At 33.8% G+C, this 18,949-nt stretch carries 16 protein-coding genes; 11 read left to right on the top strand and 5 right to left on the bottom strand.

All coding sequences use genetic code 11. From position 1 onward, the window contains the following. Window position 1: 1 nt before the first annotated feature. A complete protein-coding gene (locus Q0838_RS02795; protein ID WP_298950962.1) occupies window positions 2-628 on the top strand; it encodes a carbonic anhydrase family protein in 627 nt (208 codons plus the stop codon). Window positions 629-690: 62 nt separating this feature from the next. Here the strand turns inward: Q0838_RS02795 and Q0838_RS02790 are convergent, their stop codons facing one another. Further along, window positions 691-1,449, bottom strand: coding sequence for a patatin-like phospholipase family protein (locus Q0838_RS02790; RefSeq protein ID WP_298950961.1), 759 nt, complete (start codon window positions 1,447-1,449; stop codon window positions 691-693). A 14-nt stretch (window positions 1,450-1,463) separates the two neighbouring features. Further along, the gene (locus Q0838_RS02785) at window positions 1,464-1,718 is read right to left on the bottom strand and encodes a uroporphyrinogen decarboxylase (protein ID WP_298950959.1); all 255 of its coding nucleotides are present in this window, start codon (window positions 1,716-1,718) and stop codon (window positions 1,464-1,466) included. 174 nt (window positions 1,719-1,892) lie between these two features. Between Q0838_RS02785 and Q0838_RS02780 the strand changes: the two genes are divergently transcribed. Further along, the gene (locus tag Q0838_RS02780) at window positions 1,893-2,435 is read left to right on the top strand and encodes a CopD family protein (RefSeq protein ID WP_298950958.1); all 543 of its coding nucleotides are present in this window, start codon (window positions 1,893-1,895) and stop codon (window positions 2,433-2,435) included. A 781-nt stretch (window positions 2,436-3,216) separates the two neighbouring features. Here the strand turns inward: Q0838_RS02780 and Q0838_RS02775 are convergent. The 3 genes from Q0838_RS02775 to Q0838_RS02765 all read right to left on the bottom strand — a co-directional run bounded on the left by Q0838_RS02775 (window position 3,217) and on the right by Q0838_RS02765 (window position 5,467). Further along, entirely contained in the window at window positions 3,217-4,341 is a 1,125-nt protein-coding gene (locus tag Q0838_RS02775) for a mechanosensitive ion channel family protein (protein WP_298950956.1), read from the bottom strand. A gap of 38 nt (window positions 4,342-4,379) precedes the next feature. After that, on the bottom strand, window positions 4,380-4,865 hold the full coding sequence (locus Q0838_RS02770; protein ID WP_298950954.1) for a transcriptional regulator: 486 nt from the start codon (window positions 4,863-4,865) through the stop codon (window positions 4,380-4,382). 164 nt (window positions 4,866-5,029) lie between these two features. Beyond that, window positions 5,030-5,467: a hypothetical protein gene (locus Q0838_RS02765; protein WP_298950952.1), complete on the bottom strand. Its 438-nt coding sequence runs from the start codon at window positions 5,465-5,467 to the stop codon at window positions 5,030-5,032. 798 nt (window positions 5,468-6,265) lie between these two features. On the opposite strand from Q0838_RS02765, the gene Q0838_RS02760 reads away from it, so the two are divergent. From Q0838_RS02760 to Q0838_RS02720, 9 genes are all read left to right on the top strand, one after another. Next, window positions 6,266-6,442, top strand: a complete 177-nt coding sequence (locus tag Q0838_RS02760) for a hypothetical protein (protein WP_298950951.1) — start codon at window positions 6,266-6,268, stop codon at window positions 6,440-6,442. 237 nt (window positions 6,443-6,679) lie between these two features. Then, window positions 6,680-8,239, top strand: a complete 1,560-nt coding sequence (locus Q0838_RS02755; RefSeq protein ID WP_298950950.1) for a class I SAM-dependent DNA methyltransferase — start codon at window positions 6,680-6,682, stop codon at window positions 8,237-8,239. Further along, window positions 8,229-9,506, top strand: coding sequence for a restriction endonuclease subunit S (locus Q0838_RS02750; RefSeq protein WP_298950948.1), 1,278 nt, complete (start codon window positions 8,229-8,231; stop codon window positions 9,504-9,506). Before Q0838_RS02755 ends, Q0838_RS02750 begins: the two co-directional genes overlap by 11 nt. Window positions 9,507-9,517: 11 nt before the next feature. Continuing rightward, on the top strand, window positions 9,518-9,958 hold the full coding sequence (locus tag Q0838_RS02745) for a hypothetical protein (RefSeq protein WP_298950946.1): 441 nt from the start codon (window positions 9,518-9,520) through the stop codon (window positions 9,956-9,958). Between the two features lie 10 nt (window positions 9,959-9,968). Then, window positions 9,969-10,784: a hypothetical protein gene (locus Q0838_RS02740; protein ID WP_298950944.1), complete on the top strand. Its 816-nt coding sequence runs from the start codon at window positions 9,969-9,971 to the stop codon at window positions 10,782-10,784. Window positions 10,785-10,793: 9 nt separating this feature from the next. Continuing rightward, window positions 10,794-12,923, top strand: coding sequence for a P-loop NTPase fold protein (locus Q0838_RS02735; protein WP_298950942.1), 2,130 nt, complete (start codon window positions 10,794-10,796; stop codon window positions 12,921-12,923). 30 nt (window positions 12,924-12,953) lie between these two features. After that, window positions 12,954-14,744: a DUF262 domain-containing protein gene (locus Q0838_RS02730; RefSeq protein ID WP_298950940.1), complete on the top strand. Its 1,791-nt coding sequence runs from the start codon at window positions 12,954-12,956 to the stop codon at window positions 14,742-14,744. A 45-nt stretch (window positions 14,745-14,789) separates the two neighbouring features. Beyond that, window positions 14,790-18,008 carry an HsdR family type I site-specific deoxyribonuclease gene (locus tag Q0838_RS02725; protein ID WP_298950938.1) on the top strand — a complete coding sequence of 1,073 codons (3,219 nt, stop codon included), beginning with the start codon at window positions 14,790-14,792 and terminating at the stop codon, window positions 18,006-18,008. Between the two features lie 10 nt (window positions 18,009-18,018). Further along, window positions 18,019-18,681 carry a phospholipase D family protein gene (locus tag Q0838_RS02720; RefSeq protein WP_298950936.1) on the top strand — a complete coding sequence of 221 codons (663 nt, stop codon included), beginning with the start codon at window positions 18,019-18,021 and terminating at the stop codon, window positions 18,679-18,681. The last annotated feature ends 268 nt before the right edge of the window (window positions 18,682-18,949 follow it).

Genomic DNA, 18,949 nt, shown 5'->3' with positions numbered 1-18,949 from the left:
GATGAAAGCACATACTAAAGAATCTCAAGCTACCATGACACCAGAAAAAGCAGTCCAGTTTTTATCTGAAGGTAACGAGAGATTTCAAAATAATTTAAAAGCAAATCGCAACTTGTTACAACAAGTTAATGATACTAGTGAGGGACAATTTCCCTTTGCTACTATATTAAGTTGTATCGATTCTAGAGTGTCTGCAGAGCTTGTATTTGATCAAGGTCTAGGAGACATTTTTAGTGTACGCATAGCAGGTAACTTTGTAAATGAAGACATTCTAGGAAGTATGGAATTTGCTTCAAAACTAGCCGGTACTAAATTAATAGTCGTTCTAGGACATACCAGCTGTGGGGCGATTAAAGGAGCTTGCGATCATGCGAGGCTGGGCAATCTTACTAAGTTAATAGAAAAGATAGAGCCAGCAGTATATGCCGTAAAAGAACCTAAGGAAGAAGAAGAACGTAATTCTAAGAATCTAAAATTTGTAGATGCCGTTTCTACAAAAAATGTAGAACTTACTATAAATAGAATACGTAAAGAGAGTCCCGTTCTTAAAGAAATGGAAGATGATGGTGATATAAAAATAGTAGGCGCAATGTACAACGTTGCTACAGGAGCAGTAGATTTTTTATAAATAGAATACTACTTTGTTTTGATATTAAAAAGCGTCTTTTACATCACGTAAAAGACGCTTTTTTATGAATCAAATACATCTGTTTTTTCTAGTTCTCGAGAGGCAGTTTTATAACCTATCTCAAATATTTCTCGCAACGCTTTAAAATTAAATAAGCCATAGTTACCTAGTTCATCTGGTTCTATAAGAAGATCGCACTGTGTGAATTTTATTTTGTCTTGATGGTATTGATTAATCGCATAAGCTCTACTAGCCACGTCATAAGAGTGCTTTAATTTACGACTCTTTTGATCTACTTTATTTACATAACTTCCTATTTTAAGATCACAATCGTCTAATAAATCGATGGGAAAATTATTGATAACGCCACCATCCACATAGAGATTACCATCTATTTCTATAGGTGTAAAAATACCAGGAAAAGCAGCACTGGCTAGAATCGCTTTATATAATTCACCTTCTTTAAATACTTTAAGCTTACCTGTATTCAGGTCTGTGGCAGTAACTGATAATGGTGTTTTAAGGCATTTAAAATTGTTCTCTGGAATGTATGGAGATAAATTCTCTATAAATACAGAAGAGTTAATAAATCCTGCCTGTCTGAAAGCAAATTTTCTAGGGTGAAAAAGATTAGACTGCTCAAAGAAATTAAAAATATGATCTACATCTATTCCCATGGCATATAAAGCACCGACCAGTGCACCAGCACTCGTACCAGTTACATGATGGACAGTAATATCATGCTCCTGCAGTGCTTTTATCACACCAGCATGGGCGATACCTCTTACACCACCTCCAGAAAGTGCAATACCTATTTTCATATAATTTTACTCTCTTACTCTTTTACTTCTGTTATCTCGTCGTTCTTCTTAATAAATAAATAATATCCATTCACTAGTAAAATACCTAAATTAGTGATGATAATAGGAAGGTTAACGCTGTCAAATAAAAAACCATAAAGTATAAATATCGCACAACCTAATGAATTCACAATACGTAATGTTTTTATGCTTTTCATAAAAAATGAGATTAATACCACAGCACTCGCTGCATAACCTACTAAATCTAATGTCTCTGTACCGAATTCCATAAATTAATTTTACAGCCGCAATATAACCGTTTATAAGTCACATTTAAATTTTCATCTTTAATTTTTAGATTGTTTATTAGGATCAAATAATGTGTTGACCAGGCACGTAATAACCGCACAGCTGCCTTAGATTTACTCATGAATACCCTAAATTTGCCTCATTTAACCTAGTTTATGGAATACGATTATATAAAGTCATTGCACCTCATCTTTGTAATTACCTGGTTTGCTGGCTTGTTCTACATACCGCGATTATTTGTGTATCAGATAGAAGCACAAGCAATGCCAGAACCTGAAAAAAGTATTTTACTCAAACAATTAAAAATAATGACCAGCAGGTTGTGGTTTATCATAACCTGGCCCAGCGCTATTCTAGCCATTAGTTTTGCAGTTTATTTACTTTTTTTAAGACCTGTTTATTTAGAACAACCCTGGATGCAAGTAAAATTAGGTTTTGTAGTATTGCTTATTATCTATCACATTAAATCTCATTTTATACAGAAAGAACTACAAAACGATGTGGTAAAATGGACCTCAAATGGTATGCGTATTTATAATGAAGGTGCGACATTAATACTGTTTGCAGTCGTTTTTTTAGTAATTTTAAAAAGTGCGGTAAACTGGGTATATGGACTTGTTGGTCTTCTCGTTTTTGCAGTTATTTTAATGCTTCTATTTAAATTATATAAGAGAATAAGAGAAAAGAATAATAGTTAAAAGTTTGTTGTTATTCCGCTTTCGCGAAAGCGAGAAAATAACCAAATACATTTATTCTTTTTAGGTAAAATGTACCGACCTTCTACCGTAAAAATAATGATAAGAGAATACATGCTACATCTCGTTTTCTATAAAATGGTCTTCTAAAAGTAATTCTTCTTTTAGTGAGTACACATACAGGTAAGCGAGTTGCGTTATTAACTGCTGGTATCTTTCAGGTAATTGCGGTTTAAAAGTTTATTAGAGATAAAATGCCCGGCAGTATAGGTACTATTATCTGGATAACGGTAAAATTTTAGTGGGTCATGTGTTTCTCTAGAAGGCTGTTTTTAAACTATAATTTTATGGGCTTAGGCCATGGTATTATTACGGTCTTTTAAGGAGCTAGATTAAGATTTTATAACAGAAGTACCACCACATTTATTATACGTTGAGCAGCAGGAGTATGGAACCAGTGCGCGGTTATCACAGAGATAGGGATTAAAACCAGGTGTTTTTAATCTCTTCCTTATACTGCTATATATTTAAAATAATGACTCTGCTTATAGTTGCATTAATTAGTTCAATTCAAGTATGTTAAGTGCAGCCTCCTCATAATAAAATCGGTAGGTTTTTCTTAAGCGAGGTTAAGTGATTGAGAACTGTTTCTGGTGGTCTTTATGGAGAAAGCGGAATCTAGAAAATATTTTTGATAGATAACAGTATAGTCGCTGGGCTGGTAAATATTCTTTTTTTTATAATTTGTACTCTATTCAAATCCCTAAAAATCACGGCCTAATTCCTACTTATCTTTATGTTCATCTACGTTATTATTTTTAATCCTTAATTCACTATCATTTAAGATAACTGTACGAGTAGGGTAGGCTAGGTCTATACCGGCTGCGTCAAATTTTTCTTTAATCGTTTCATTTACATCACATCTTAAGTCAAAGGAATCTTGAAAATTGCTGCACCAGGTCCAGGCTCTTATAGTTAAGGTAGAATCATTAATTCTAGTCATGGCGGTTTTTACCATAGGGACCTTATCTTTAATTTGTTCTTGTGTACGGTTATCGATGCTCAATGGGTGGTTCTCACATACTTCTCTCATAATAGTTTTGGCAACATGCACATCACTATCATAAGAAATTCCCATCTCTATATGTTCACAGCATTTGTGCTCACCTAGATCATAATTGATTAGCTTTTCTTTATTAATTATCGCGTTAGGAATAACGATCATTTTATTTTCAAAATTGCGTATTACGGTGTGCCTCAAAGTAATATCGGTAACCGTACCTACCATGGTGTCGGTAACCTTAATTATGTCACCTATTTTAAAAGGTTTAAAAGAGATTATAAAAATACCGCCTATAAGGTTAGAGAGTGCCTCTTGTGATGCGATACCAGCGACCAGTGCTAGAATACCAGCACCACCTAGAGCTGTTTGTGCCACACCTCTTAAAGAAGGAAAGGCAAGTAAACCAAAGAGCGTACCAGTAAAATAGATCATGATTACCACCAGATACCTGAAAAATTTATAGCTGGTAGGGTCTTCATTAAGTCTTATTTTTTTTCTTATCGTACCTAGAAACCACATGTTCACTGTCGCTGCAACGGCTATAGTGGCGACAGATAAAAGTCCTAGGTAAAGAGCTAGTTTAAAACCAGCGACCATAGCGTCATTATCTTCTTTATCTACAAAAACAAAACCTATAGAAATAACGCCTAGAACGATCCACAGGGCATTAAGTATAACCCTAACCAGGTTAATAGAAGTAGGCTTCTCTCCTGGAAAACGTTCCCGTTCTTTTTTTAGTAACCAGCGGTATAAAAATTGGGTTAAAAAATATAATAGGGCAACTGTACCTATAACAGATAGTATCCAGATCATTTGAGATTTATAGGTGATGATAAACTCTTCCATATTTATGTAGTAACGATAGAACTGTTTAAAACAAGACTTTAATTTTCATTTTCTAAAAAACGAGTTATTTTATCGGCTGTTTTTTTTACTAATTGCTGCTTTTCTTTAAGGTATTCTTGATATATAATCCCTAGAGATTCTTCATTATTAAATTTTGCAGGATGGTATCTTTTATTAAATGCGTTTACCTCACTTAATATTTTAATTTCTTTTTCTATCGATACATGGTATGCATTTAATGAATTAATAGAGGAATATCGAGCCAGTTTAAAGTAGCGTTTTCTATCACCGAGTTTAGTCTGGTAAGTAATGTAATTTAATTGTGTTAATACGTTGATGTTTACAGATATAGAGCTTTTACTCGCTTTGATTATTATCCTTATTTCTTCAAAGGTAAGACCGTCATAAGAGCATAACATAAGTAATGCATATATGCGCGAGGCTAGAGGAGATAGGTTCAATAGATCTTGAAAACTTATTCCTAATTTTTCAATGAGTAATTCTTGTTCAGTTTGCTCTGACATTAAAATCGTTTTATTCTAAAAAAAGCTAAGATACATCTAGTTGGGCAAGTAGCGTGCTCAATCCTTAAGAACTATATCTTTTAAAGCATTAAAGTAAGTGGCTGTTTTTTGTTCCGCTTTCGCAAAAGCGAATACCTAATCCATCTATTTTTCAATCTTATAACTTAATCATAAAGCAATTTACTACAACATTTTTTTTCTAAATGTAAGATGCACCACGGTAATACGTATGGATAAGGCGATACCCCAAGTACAAGCAGCTGAGGTAGCGCACTAGAAAAACCTATAAAAAAACTACTTATAATTAACAGAATCAGTGTACTAGAAACAGAAGCCGCGATTAAGGAAAGAATCATTAAAGCAAGGTCAAATTTAAAAATTTGCTTATTAGGTATTTTATAACCTAACGGTATGATAAAGAAAAGTCCAGCGGCATAGCCTAGTTGCGTCGCTAGCGCAACCTTACTTATCGACGCCTGGCTTGTATCTAACTCTATAGATGTCTTGTGCAGTAAAGGCTGATTATAATAAAGATTTACACCTACTAGACCGGTAGAAATACTCATTAAGTACAATAAGGAATTGCTTAATTTCTTTTCCATAAAACAACTAGAAAGCTGTTACGGTTTTAAATAAGGTAGATCGCTATTTTATTTAGGCAGTTGTAAAGATCTATCTAGACCATTAAATAACCGCTAGAAGAAGTGTTATAAAAATAAAAAGTGGTAAGAAAAAAGAAGCTCCTAAGAACTTACTTTTATTCAAACCACCGATTTTAAATAGTAACTTATAGGTTCTAAATATAAAATCCCCTAATTTCAAATTTTAAGTACTGTTAAGTTACCATACAAAGGTAATGTTAGTTCATAAACTTACGAACTGAATAATTTAAAATCTGTTGTAAAATAAAGAGTCATCAGTAGGGTTGAGGAATACATAATATGTTTTTTTGCTCTTTAAACCGTTATGTTTTATGTGATTACTTGTAAACTAGCAGTAGGCCATCCATAAAATTGAGATAGAAAAAAGTATACCGTTTATCGAGTATGGAGTTTACCTATCGCTCTAGAAGAGATAAATAGCACGGCGAGATGACTTAATAATTAGATAGCATGGATAAAAAGGGAACATGGAATCATCTCTATTAAGAACCACGAAAAAAAAACGTCAACCCAATTAAATAGAACACCGCTGGAGATCATGAAGGTAGAGTTATAGATACATATAACGCTTATATTTAGAGAAGCGACGGCGTTATTTTTTAAATAACCAGTACCCTGGTGATACCATAGAAACCAGTCATTTTATAACCTTTTTACCATTCACAAAAACCTAGAAAACCATACTATAGATGGTAAAAAAACCTTTAATTACCATTACTAAAGCCCGCAACACATATAGTGACGACTATAAAAGACGCTTTCAAATACCGCGTTACGGCACACTATGTAGCAATAGAAGGTATTTCATTAAGTCTATGCAGTGTAACAGATGGTAGCGACCGCTACACAGATAGGATTTTAATACCTAAGAAAGATGGAGTGTTGTGTAAAACAAAACAACAACCAGATATTTAAATTTTAAACTCTTTAAAAAACAAGAGTTTAAAAACCATGGTATATTTCTAATCACAACACCTCCTGCAAGTTTACGTTTTATAGATCTACAGAAAAGGATTTATACTATAAATTCTTATCTTCACAGTCCCCTAAAACATACTTACTCCTATAATACTGGATAAGTGCGTTTTAGGGTTTTTAATTTTAAGTGTTTCGCTTTCGCGAAAGCGGTAACAATAATATCCATAACCCCAAATGGCCAAAAAGAAACAAGAGAAAGAAAAATCTATAGAAGAAGCCCTATGGCAAAGCGCAAACAAACTGCGTGGTAGCGTAGAAAGTGCCGAATATAAACATGTCGTACTAGGACTCATATTCCTCAAATTTGCCAGCGATAAATTTGAAGTACGTCGTGCAGAACTCATAGAAGAAGGGAAAGAAAAGTACCTAGAAATGGCAGCTTTTTATAACGAGAAGAATGTCTTTTTTCTAGAACCGAGTTCGAGATGGAGTTTTATTATCGATAATGCAAAGCAAGATGATATTGCTATTAAAATAGATACCGCTTTACACCAGATTGAAAAAGCAAACCCAAGTCTTAAAGGTGCGCTGCCAGATAATTATTTCTCGAGACTCCAACTAGATAAAAGCAAGCTAGGTGCCTTACTCGATACCATTAATAAAATAGACACGCAAAAAGATGAGGCGACTGATATTGTAGGACGCGTCTATGAATATTTCTTGAGCAAGTTTGCACTAGCCGAGGGAAAAGGAAAAGGAGAATTCTACACGCCTAAGAGTATTGTAAATCTCATTGCAGAGATGATAGAACCCTATGAAGGGATTATCTATGATCCTGCCTGTGGCTCTGGTGGTATGTTTGTACAGTCCATTAAGTTTATAGAAAACCACAACGGTAACAAGAAAAATATCTCTATTTACGGTCAGGAGTATACCAACACGACCTATAAATTGGCCAAAATGAACCTCGCCATACGTGGTATAGCCGGTAATCTAGGCGCTGTAGCGGCAGACACTTTTGCACGAGACCAGCATCCTGATCTCAAGGCCGACTATATTATGGCAAATCCACCTTTTAATCAAAAGGACTGGCGCGCCGCAAATGAACTCACAGACGATCCCAGATGGCAAGGCTATGAAACACCACCTAAGTCTAATGCAAACTATGCGTGGATTCTTAACATGGTCGCAAAACTCTCTGATCAAGGAGTCGCTGGTTTTATACTCGCAAACGGTGCACTAAGTGGTGGCGGCGAGGAATATAAAATACGTAAAAAACTTATAGAGAATAATCTGGTAGAAGCGATTGTGATCTTGCCAGGAAAGATGTTTTACACCACAGATATAAGTGTTTCGCTTTGGATCATTAATAAAAATAAAAAAGCACATACTCGTACTATAGGCGATGTAGAAAGAAAATACCGCTTTCGCGAAAGTGAAGTTCTATTCCTAGACCTGAGACAGCGAGGTATTCCGTTTGAAAAAAAGTTCATCCAGTTTAGTGATGAGAATATTACTGAAATTACCAATGCCTATCACAACTGGCAACAAGTCGATGGCGACTATAAAGACGTACCAGAGTTTTGTGCCAGTGTAACCAATGAGGAGATTGCAAAGAAAGATTTCTCACTTGTTCCTAGCAAATACATAGAATTCGTGAACCGTGATGAACAAATCGATTACCATGTTAAAATGGAAGAATTGCAAATTACCGTTAAGTCACTGATGCAAGAAAAAGAGCAGAATGATAGCGCACTAATAGCAGTTTTTAAAAAATTAGGCTATGGAATCTAATTATAGTCGTTTAGGTGATTTAATCGTAGAAACTGGGCCAAAAAATTCAGAAAATGAAATTACACTATTGCAAGGTATTAGTAATAATAAGCATTTTCAAAAAGCTAAAACAAATACGGTAGGTATTAAATTAGAAACCTATCGAATAGTTAGAACTAATGAGTTTGCCTTTAATAGAGCTACAACTAGAAATGGCGAGAAAATTTCGATAGCTAGACGAAAAGGAGAAGATTGTGTTGTTTCCCCATCTTATCGAATTTTCAAAATTAAGGATGAAACTTTATTGAATTCTGAATATCTAGAGATGTGGTTTAAGAGGCCAGCTTTTGATCGATATGCTAGATTTAGATCGCACGGATCAGCGCATGAGTTTTTTGATTATGATGAAATGTCTGAAGTAGAATTACCAGTTCCATCCCTAGAAAAGCAACAAGAAATAGTAGCTGATTATAATGCCGTACAAGACCGCATACGCATTAATGAACAGCTCAACACCGCACTAGAAGAAACTGCGCAGGCGTTGTATAAACACTGGTTTGTGGACTTTCAGTTTCCAGTAAAATATGCCAATTCTAGCACGATTACTTCCTCTCCGCTGGAGAGGACTGAGGAGAGGCTAGGGTACAAATCCAGCGGTGGCGCTATGGTGTATAATGAGGAATTGGATATGGAGATTCCTTTGGGATGGGAAGTGGTAAGTTTTTTGGATGAACTAAATATAAACGGTGGTGGAACTCCTAAAACAACAAATCCTGATTTTTGGAACGGTTCAATACCGTTTTTTACACCTAAAGATGTAGGCAAATCTTTCTTTACAATAAATACAGAAAAATATTTGACAGAGGAAGGATTAGAAAACTGTAGCAGCAAATTATATAATCAAAACACCATTTTCATAACAGCGAGAGGAACAGTAGGAGCTATTTCAATATCTGGTAGAGACATGGCGATGAATCAGAGCTGTTATGCTTTTATTGACAAAGATAATTTACAATATTATGGCCATCAATCAGCGAAATTTGCAATTGATAATTTGAAAAGACAAGCCGTAGGTGCGGTTTTTAGTGCCTTGGTCACAAAAGATTTTGAAAGTACAATGATTTTAAAACCATCACTAAATGTAAAACAGAAGTTTAATCACTTATTGGAACCTATTTATTCAAATATTTTAAATGCGCAAATAGAGAACATTAAACATCGTGAATTAAGTGATTTACTCCTCTCAAAAATGGCAACGGTAGTGGATGGGAAAGAGTTAGTGAATTAAAAAGTATAGAAATGGATGAATATGAATACCGTTTAAGAGAAACAGAAGAATTGAAAAGCTTATTTATGGATAACCTTAAGTACAGCACACGTCGCTATGATGTGGTAAGTTTAGTATTTACAGGTTTTGGGTTGTATGCAAATTATGAATTGTATAAGTCGGCTGGTGAATTTAACATAGGAACTGGATTTTTATTAGGTTCAACATTATTCTTGCTCGTTCTTGCTTTTGTGAATCTGTACGTATTGCGATGCGAAAGTATTTTACAAGTAAAATGGATTACGCTATATCAAAACATGCCTTTTAAAACTCAAGAGGAAAGAGAAAAGCAACAAAAAAAGGCTAACAAATTTGAGAAGAAACAAGAACGTAAAAGAGCTGTTATTTATTTGGGATTGATCTTGACTACCGTTTTGACTTTGTTGGGGTTTGTGGTTTTGAATTTGTGGTAAGAAAAAATTTATGGAACTTAAAAAAGTTTATTTACAGAAAGATGGTCTTCAACCAGGCGATAAAATAATACATGAATGTCGTGAAGTGACTCTTGGTGGAAGAAAAAGGATTCGAATAGCATCTTTATTAAGCGAGGAGAATAAAACTGTAAATCCTGATGGCTCGACAACTTATTCCTTAACTCAATCAGATCACCTACCTGTCGAAAGTGATTTTTTTAATGGGTTAGATGAAGGTAATGTTTTAGAAAAAATAATAAAACTGAATCATCATGAAATGGTTTTTGAAGATTTGTTTAAAGATAAAACCATGCCTGTCTATTTTACAACGGAAGTAAAAGAGCCAATCTTAGAAAAACATAGTAAAACTAAACCTGGTGATATTGATATAATAGCTTTTCAAGAGCCTGATAATGTGATTGGAATTGAATGCAAGTGGATCAAACACGTCAACCAAAATGGAATAATTTCTAAATGGAATAAACGCAGGAATATCAAAAAAGCTTGGAAACAATTAAAAGGTTATCGGAAATTAGGGTTTAACCAGACTTACTTATTACTGATAATTGCAGATGATCAAAGTGAAAATACTACAGACACTACATTTTTTCGAGAATTACAAAATCCATTAAATGGAATCATTGAATTTAACGAAGACAATGATTCTGGCATTATCATTCTAACCGTAAGTAAAGTAACTCATGCTCACTTTGCAAACCAACATACAGCTGGCAGTATTTTAGTGAGAACAGCCAAAACAGAAAATCAAAATGAATTTATTACTAGAGTGATGAATGATTTTTTGAATAACGAAATAAGCAAATAATACTTTATAATGTCAATACCGAGATTAAATACTTCATTTCAACCAGCTAAAGAAGATCTATTAAACTTCAAACCTTATGCTCAAAAAGTTCAAAATATCATAAGAGGACTTTCTAATACATCAGAAAGTATTGTAATTGGTATTGATGGAGAATGGGGAAGTGGTAAGTCTACATTTAGTAATATGGTATTTAAACATCTCGAGATGTTTTCAAAAGGAAATACTGATAGACGCATCATCAAAATGCGCTACAATCCATGGATGTATTCTGGAACAGATGAAATGTTATTTGATTTTCTCAATGAAATGAAAAAATCATTTTATCGTTCAGAAACAAATGCTAAGAAAATAGGGAAAGGGATTTTGAAATATTCTAAATATTTAAAGTCTGTAAAGATTTCTGGAAAAATTGGATTGAGTGAAATTGCATCGATAGGTGTTAGTGTAGAGCCTGAGAAAATTTTGAGAGAAATAGGTGGGGAATTAATCAAAGCAGATGAAGGACTTATTGATTTAAAAGAAAATATTAATAAGCTTTTGGAAGAATCAGATATAAAATTGGTAGTTTTTATAGATGATTTGGACAGACTTGATAAGGATGAATTATTTACGATATTAAAGATGATTAAACTAACTGCGGACTTCAACCATGTGGTGTTTGTAGTATGTCTTGACAGTGAAATGATTTCAAAATCAATTTATCAACGATATGGAAATGATAAGGAAGATGGTAAAAAGTTTTTAGAAAAAATCATTAATGTGCCGATTTCACTTCCACTTATTGAGGACATTGATAGAAAAGAGTTTTTAGTGAAACTTTTAAACAAAACCTTTGATCAATATCAGTTTGTCGATTTAGCTGAAAAGAACCAATTACTTCAAAGTTTACATTTAGTTGAATTCAATAATCCTCGAGAAGCTATAAGAGTTACTAATTCATTTACTTACAGTTTGTTTGCTATCGGTGATGAGGTGAATGTTCATGATTTATTTTGGATAGAATATATTAAAATAAAAAACTTCAGATTGTATAAAGAGCTAAAAGACTATGGGTTATCATTACGAACTAATCTCTTTTTTGAAAATAGAGTTATTCTTAATAATCGAAATGACCTAACCTCTGCTGGAGATACAAATCGAGATAAATTAATGAAACGATTCGATGCAGATAAAAGAATTATAAACATGCTATTTCCAGTCGACAATAGAGGGACGACAGCTTATCTTTCTAATGCTAAACAAGAGCCTGAAACTAAAATAAATAGAGAAAAGCGTATTTCTCATGCAGATCATTACGAAAAGTATTTCTCTTATCATACAGAGCGGAAAGTTTCGTTTTTATGGTTAAATCAATTGATATTATCAATTAATGAGAATCAAATGGAAGCTGCTGTGTTGACTTTTGATAAACTCAAAGAAAAAGCAGATGATATTCGAATTCTAAGAATGCTCATCGAATCAATGAGACAACCAAATGAAATTGGAGTTGTTCCTGTAGCCTTATTGAATTTTCTTGAACATTATAAAGAAGATTGCGCTTTGGATGGTGATATGAATATAAGTATTGAAGCCATTACTCCAGAGCTAGTTGCTGGAATTACAACAGATCATAAGAAACACCTCGAGATTTTAAAAAGACTTTGTATAAATACAAACCTAAATACATCTTTATCTATTGGTTCATTGATAGCCAGTAGTATTAGTGAAGATGAGGCAGCAAAATGCTTTGAAATAATTAAAATTAGAATTATAAGTTTTGAAGAACAAGCTTATTTTGAGTTATTGAGTTCAAATCCTTATTACTTTCATCAATACTGGCGAAACTCTGAGAAGGATGAATTTTATGATTATTTAAGCCAGAGACTTAATACAGAGGAGCAAATAGGTCATTTTTTAAAGTTATTTGTCAATTTTTGGAACGGTGAAATAAGAGGAATGATACGTAAAGAAAATTATAAGGCAATAACCGATTTGGTAAACCGTAGATTAATATGGGTTAAGATAAATGAAGTTTTTGAAGATATTGAAAAACCCAAAAATTTAGAAAGCTATAGTGATAGAGATAGCAATTCCTTTAGACAACTAGCTGAACAATTTTTATATTGGGTTCCTGATGCTACAAAAGCCAGTGATTTTTAAAATTTAAAAGAAGAATAAAATTATAAAATAATGGCAAAATACTCCGTACATCAACAACCTGTAGATACTTTATTAAGCTGGATCAAGTCTGGTGAGATCGCAATTCCAGAGATACAACGTCCCTTTGTATGGAAACCTAAAAAGGTACGTGACCTTATAGACTCTTTATATCAAGGCTATCCAGTAGGTTATATCATCACCTGGCGCAATCCAGACGTGAAGCTTAAAAATGGAGAGCTCTCAGCTGGTAAAAAAGTATTAATTGATGGACAGCAACGTATAACGGCATTAACAGCGGCTATAGTAGGCCAACGTGTATTGAATAAAAACTATAAAGAAATTTCTATACGCATTGCTTTTAATCCGCTATCAGAGCGTTTTGAGGTATTGAACAAAGCTTATGAAAAAAGTCCAGAATGGATCAATAATATCAATCCTATTGTCAATGATGAGATTTCTATCACAAAAGCCATAAGAAAGTACTTAGAATTAAATCCTGAAGCGAATGAAGATCTGGTAGAAGATCGCATAGAGAACTTAAAACGCATTAAGAATAAGCAAGTTGGTATTATAGAACTAGACAGCACGCTTGACATTGATACGGTAACAGAGATTTTTATACGTATCAATCAAAAAGGTGTCGTATTAAGCAATGCAGACTTTGTCATGTCTAAAATCGCATCAGATGGGCAGTATGGTGGTAATAAGCTGCGCAAGCTCGTTGATTATTTCTGTCGTTTGATCGTAGATAAAGACTTTAATAAACACATACTTGATAACGACAAAGAATTTGTCTCAAGTGATTATTACAAAGCTTTATCATGGATGGCACAAGGTCATGATGATTTGTACGTACCTAATTACATGGATGTATTGCGTGTAGCATTTACCAATAGATTCAGCCGTGGAAAATTTAGTGATTTAGTAGCCTTACTTTCAGGTAGGAATTTTGAATTACGTACGTATGAAAGTGAAATCGCAGAGCAGAGTTATAAAAAGCTAAGTGATGGACTGCTAGATGTGGTAAACAAAAGTTACTACCAGAGATTCTTAATGATCGTAAAGTCTGCTGGATTTATAAGTAACAAGTTAATTGCATCAAAAAATGCCTTGAACTTTTCTTATGCCTTGTATTTAAAATTGCGCAATGAAGGAATGGGCGAAAATGAGACGCAGTTTTATGTAAAGAAATGGTTAGTGATGTCCTTGTTAATAGGTCGTTATTCTGGCTCTTCAGAATCAACTATTGATGAAGATATCAAACAAATCAATGAAAAAGGAATTCAAGAATACCTATCTCAAATGGAGCGAACACATTTAGGAGATGGTTTTTGGGATTTTGGGATCATCTCAGATTTAGAAAGTACGAGTGTCAATAATAATGCTTACAACGTGTATCTCGCAGCACAATGTAATGCACAAAGCGTGGCATTTCTTTCTAAAAGCATGAAAATAAGTAGCCTGATAGAACAGCGTGGAGACTTGCATCACATTTTCCCTAAGAAATACTTATCTGATAACGGTTTCATATTGCGTCAGTATAATCAAGTAGCTAACTATGTTTATACAGAACAAGCGACAAATATTAAAGTAGGGAAAATGCCACCTAATGTGTATCTAGATTTGGTGAAAAAAGAAATCGATAATAAAGAAATTAAAATCTCAACGATAGACAGTCAAGCAATTCTTGAAGAAAACTTGATGGCAAACGATATTCCAAAAGAATTAGTGAACTACACACATGAGAATTTCAAGGATTTCTTAGTAGAACGCAGGAAGATGATGGCTTTGAAAATAAGAGCCTATTACGAAACACTATAAATCATTTGATTAAGCTTTCGCGAAAGCGAAACAAAAAGTAAGTACATGCAAAAATTTACAGAAGCACAGTTAGAAGAAACATTTACAGAGTTACTTGTTCAGGAAGGTTATCCTCATACTTATGGAGAACATCTGAACAGGTCTACAGAAGATGTACTCATAGAAGATGATTTAAAAAACTATCTAGCTAGTAAATATGCAGATAAAGGAATAACAGAAGCAGAGATTCAAGTCATTATTCAAGATTTGAAGAAATTACCAGCGTCTGACCTCTATGAAACGAATAAAAAAATCATGCAGCGATTGCGTGATGGTTTTATACTAGAACGTGAGGATTATACTCAAAAGGACTTTCATGCTTATCTAATAGATTATTCTGGTCTAGAAGAACAAGTAAATAGTATGAGCGTAGATCATGTTGTTGCAGAGCCAGAACCTGATACAGCTTATACCAATAAAGACAAGAACATTTACCGTTTTGTCACACAAATGAAAATAGTAGAAAACCATCCAGAAGGCCGCATACCTGATGGGATTCTTTATGTGAATGGATTACCGCTTGTGGTTTTTGAATTTAAGACAGCGATAAAAGAAGATTGCACCATTCATAATGCCTATAAACAAATAAACGAACGATACGGTCGTGATATTCCTTCTCTTTTTAAATACAATGCCTTTTGTGTGATAAGTGATGGAGTAAATAATAAAGCAGGTTCTTTTTATGCCTCTTATGATTTTTATTATTCCTGGCGTCGTGTATCTGGTCTCGCTGCAGATGTGGATGGAATAGATAGCATGTTTACTCTAGTACAAGGAATGTTGCACAAGAATAGAGTACGTGATATTGTGCGCAACTTTATCTACATGCCAGATAGCAGTAAAAAGGACATGAAGATAGTATGTCGCTATCCACAATACTATGCTGCAAGAGCTTTGTACAATCAGGTTAAGTTAGCACAACGACCAGATGGTAATGGTAAAGGTGGTACTTATTTTGGCGCTACAGGATGTGGTAAGAGTTTTACTATGTTATATTTAGCTAGGTTATTAATGAAGAGTGTCTACTTTAATAATCCTACAATCATTCTTATAACAGATCGCACAGATCTAGATGATCAATTATCAGAGAGCTTTACTAATGCTAAGGCCTTTTTAGGTGATGAAAATATCATAAGCGTCACAAGTCGTAAAGATTTAAGAGAGCGATTGCAAGGTATAGAAAGTGGTGGTGTTTATTTGACTACCATTCACAAATTCACAGAAGATACCAAAGTACTAACTGATAGAAATAATGTGATTTGTATTAGTGATGAAGCACATAGGAGTCAGACCAATCTAGATCAAAAAATTAAGGTCACTGAAAAAGGAGTGAAGAAAAGTTATGGATTTGCTCATTACTTGCATAAATCTCTACCTCAAGCTACTTATGTAGGTTTTACAGGAACACCTATTGATGCTACACTAGATGTTTTTGGAAAAGTGGTAGATATCTATACCATGACAGAATCTGTACGAGATGAAATCACGGTACGATTAGTTTATGAAGGTAGAGCAGCACTAGTGAACCTTAAAAACAGCAAGCTCAAAGAAATAGAGCAATACTATAATGAGGTAGAAGAAGCTGGAGCAAATACTTATCAAGTAGAGCGCAGTAAGGAGCAAAGCGCTAGTATGAATGCTATTCTAGGCGATCCAGATCGTTTAAAAGCTATTGCAGAGGATTTTGTAAAGCATTATGAAACTAGAGTGAATGAAGGTGCTACGGTAAAAGGTAAAGCAATGTTTGTGAGTAGCAGTCGTGAAATAGCGTACGAACTTTATAAACATTTGATTTTACTGCGTCCAGAATGGGCAGAGGTTAAGGTTGCTGAAGAAGGAGTAGAACTTTCTGAACAGGAAATGAAGGTAATCAAACCTATGCAACGTGTGAAGCTGATCATGACCAGAAATAAGGACGACGATAAGAAGCTTTATGATATGCTAGGCACAAAAGATTATCGTAAAGAGCTGGATAGACAGTTTAAAAATGGAAAATCTAATTTTAAAATAGCCATTGTGGTAGACATGTGGCTAACAGGTTTTGACGTGCCATTTTTAGACACAATTTATATTGATAAACCATTACAAGAACACAATCTTATACAGACTATTTCTCGAGTTAACAGAAAATTTGCTGGCAAGAAAAAGGGATTAATAGTCGATTATATAGGTATTAAAAAGCGCATGAATATCGCCTTAAAAAAATATGGAGAAGGCGAAGAGGAGAACATGGAAGAGGTGGAGAAGTCAGTAGGAGTAATGCGTGACATGCTGGATTTACTGAATCGTATGTTTCATAAGTTTGATAGTACGCCATATTTTATAGGAATCGCAATGCAGCAGTTGCTCAATCTCAAGATGGCGTCTGAATTTGTGATGCAAGAAGAACCACATGAGAAGCGTTTTATGGATATGGTAAAACGTTTAAAAGCGTCTTATGATATCTGTTCTGGTAGTGAAAATATTAAACAGTTAGAAAGAGATCAAGTACATTATTATCTAGCTGTAAGAAGTATTGTTTTTAAACTCACTAAAGGAGACGCTCCTGATACCGCCCAAATGAATGCAAAAGTACGTGACATGATTAAAGAAGCACTAGAAAGTGATGGAGTTACCGAGATTTTTAAAATAGGAGAAGAAGATGCCGTAGAATATGATCTCTTTGATGAAGATTATATGGCAAAAATTGATAAAATAAAACTGCCCAATACCAAAATCAAATTATTACAACAACTTCTTAAAAAAGCTATAGGTGAGTTGAAGAAGAATAACAAGGTAGCTGGTGTAGATTTCAGTAAAAAAATGGAAGGGCTGGTAAAACGTTATAACGAGCGTGAAGCAGATAAATGGGAAGCTGAGACTTACAAAGATTTTAGTCAAGAGGTAACAGATTTGATTTGGAAAGTAAAAGAAGAGTTTGATTCTGGCGATGACCTAGGAATCAGTTTTCAAGAAAAAGCTTTTTATGATATTTTAAAATCACTTTGTGTAAAATATGATTTCAGTTATCCAGAAGATCAACTTATTGAACTAGCTAAAAAAGTGAAAAATCTTGTCGATAAAGAAACGGACTTTCCGGACTGGAAAAACAATACAGCTATACAAGCATCACTTTTTGCAGGAATTATAATCCTCTTAGATGAGAATGGATATCCGCCGATAGAACGTAATGAAGTTTACAAAGAAATATTAGATCAGGCAGAGAATTTTAAAAGGAATAGATAGGAATAGAATTATGAGTGACTTCTATACGGGAGACAAATTAAATGATTTAATAGAAGATGTTTTCTATAGAGCAAAAAAGGAGATTACCATTGTATCTCCTTTTATTAAATTAGATGACCATTATAAAAAAGTTCTTGATAAAGCAATTGAGGATCATGATGTGCATGTAAGATTGTTAATAGGAAAGAATGAAGACAATATTTATCGTAGCATATCAAGAGAGGACTTAGATTATTTTAAATCACATACAAATATCTCGATTTTGTATGAACCTAACCTTCATGCAAAATGTTATATGAATTATTCAGAAGCAGTGATTACATCAATGAACTTATATGATTATTCTGCCATAAATAACGTCGAGGCAGGAGTTCATTTAAAAAAAGCAATGATAGGAAACAATGAATCTTTTCTAGACTGTTACAATTCATTTGAAAAAATTATTCAGGAATCACATTGTCTTTTTATCCAAAGACCAATATTTAAGAAGAAGCTCTTTGGATTGGCAAAAGATTTTAATGGGTCTAAAATTTTGCATGATATTACTGATGAATTTAGTGTTACTGATAGAGATTATAAAAAGGTGTCCATATCTGAATTTGAAGGAATAGAAAATATGAGCGTCAAAAGCCCAGCCTTTAATTTAGAAAGAAGGAGAAAGCAGTTAGCATAGGAAGAGAGCGATCAAATTATTGAAGAAGATAACAATGATCAAGAATATGGCTACTGCATTAGAACTGGAGAAAAGTTATATTTTAATCCTACTCAACCTATGTCTAAAGAGGCTTATTATGAATGGAATAAGTGGGAGAATATGGATTATCAAGAGACATATTGCCATAAAACGGGAGAGCAAAGCAATGGTAATACCAATATAGTTATATAATGTCATTTATTTTTTGTATATTTATGTATGGGAAGAACAGCATATTTAGATATCA

Source organism: uncultured Nonlabens sp. (assembly GCF_947495285.1).
Lineage (GTDB): Bacteria > Bacteroidota > Bacteroidia > Flavobacteriales > Flavobacteriaceae > Nonlabens.
Note: the sequence above shows the minus strand (reverse complement) of the source record. Positions and strands in the feature narration are given on the sequence as shown.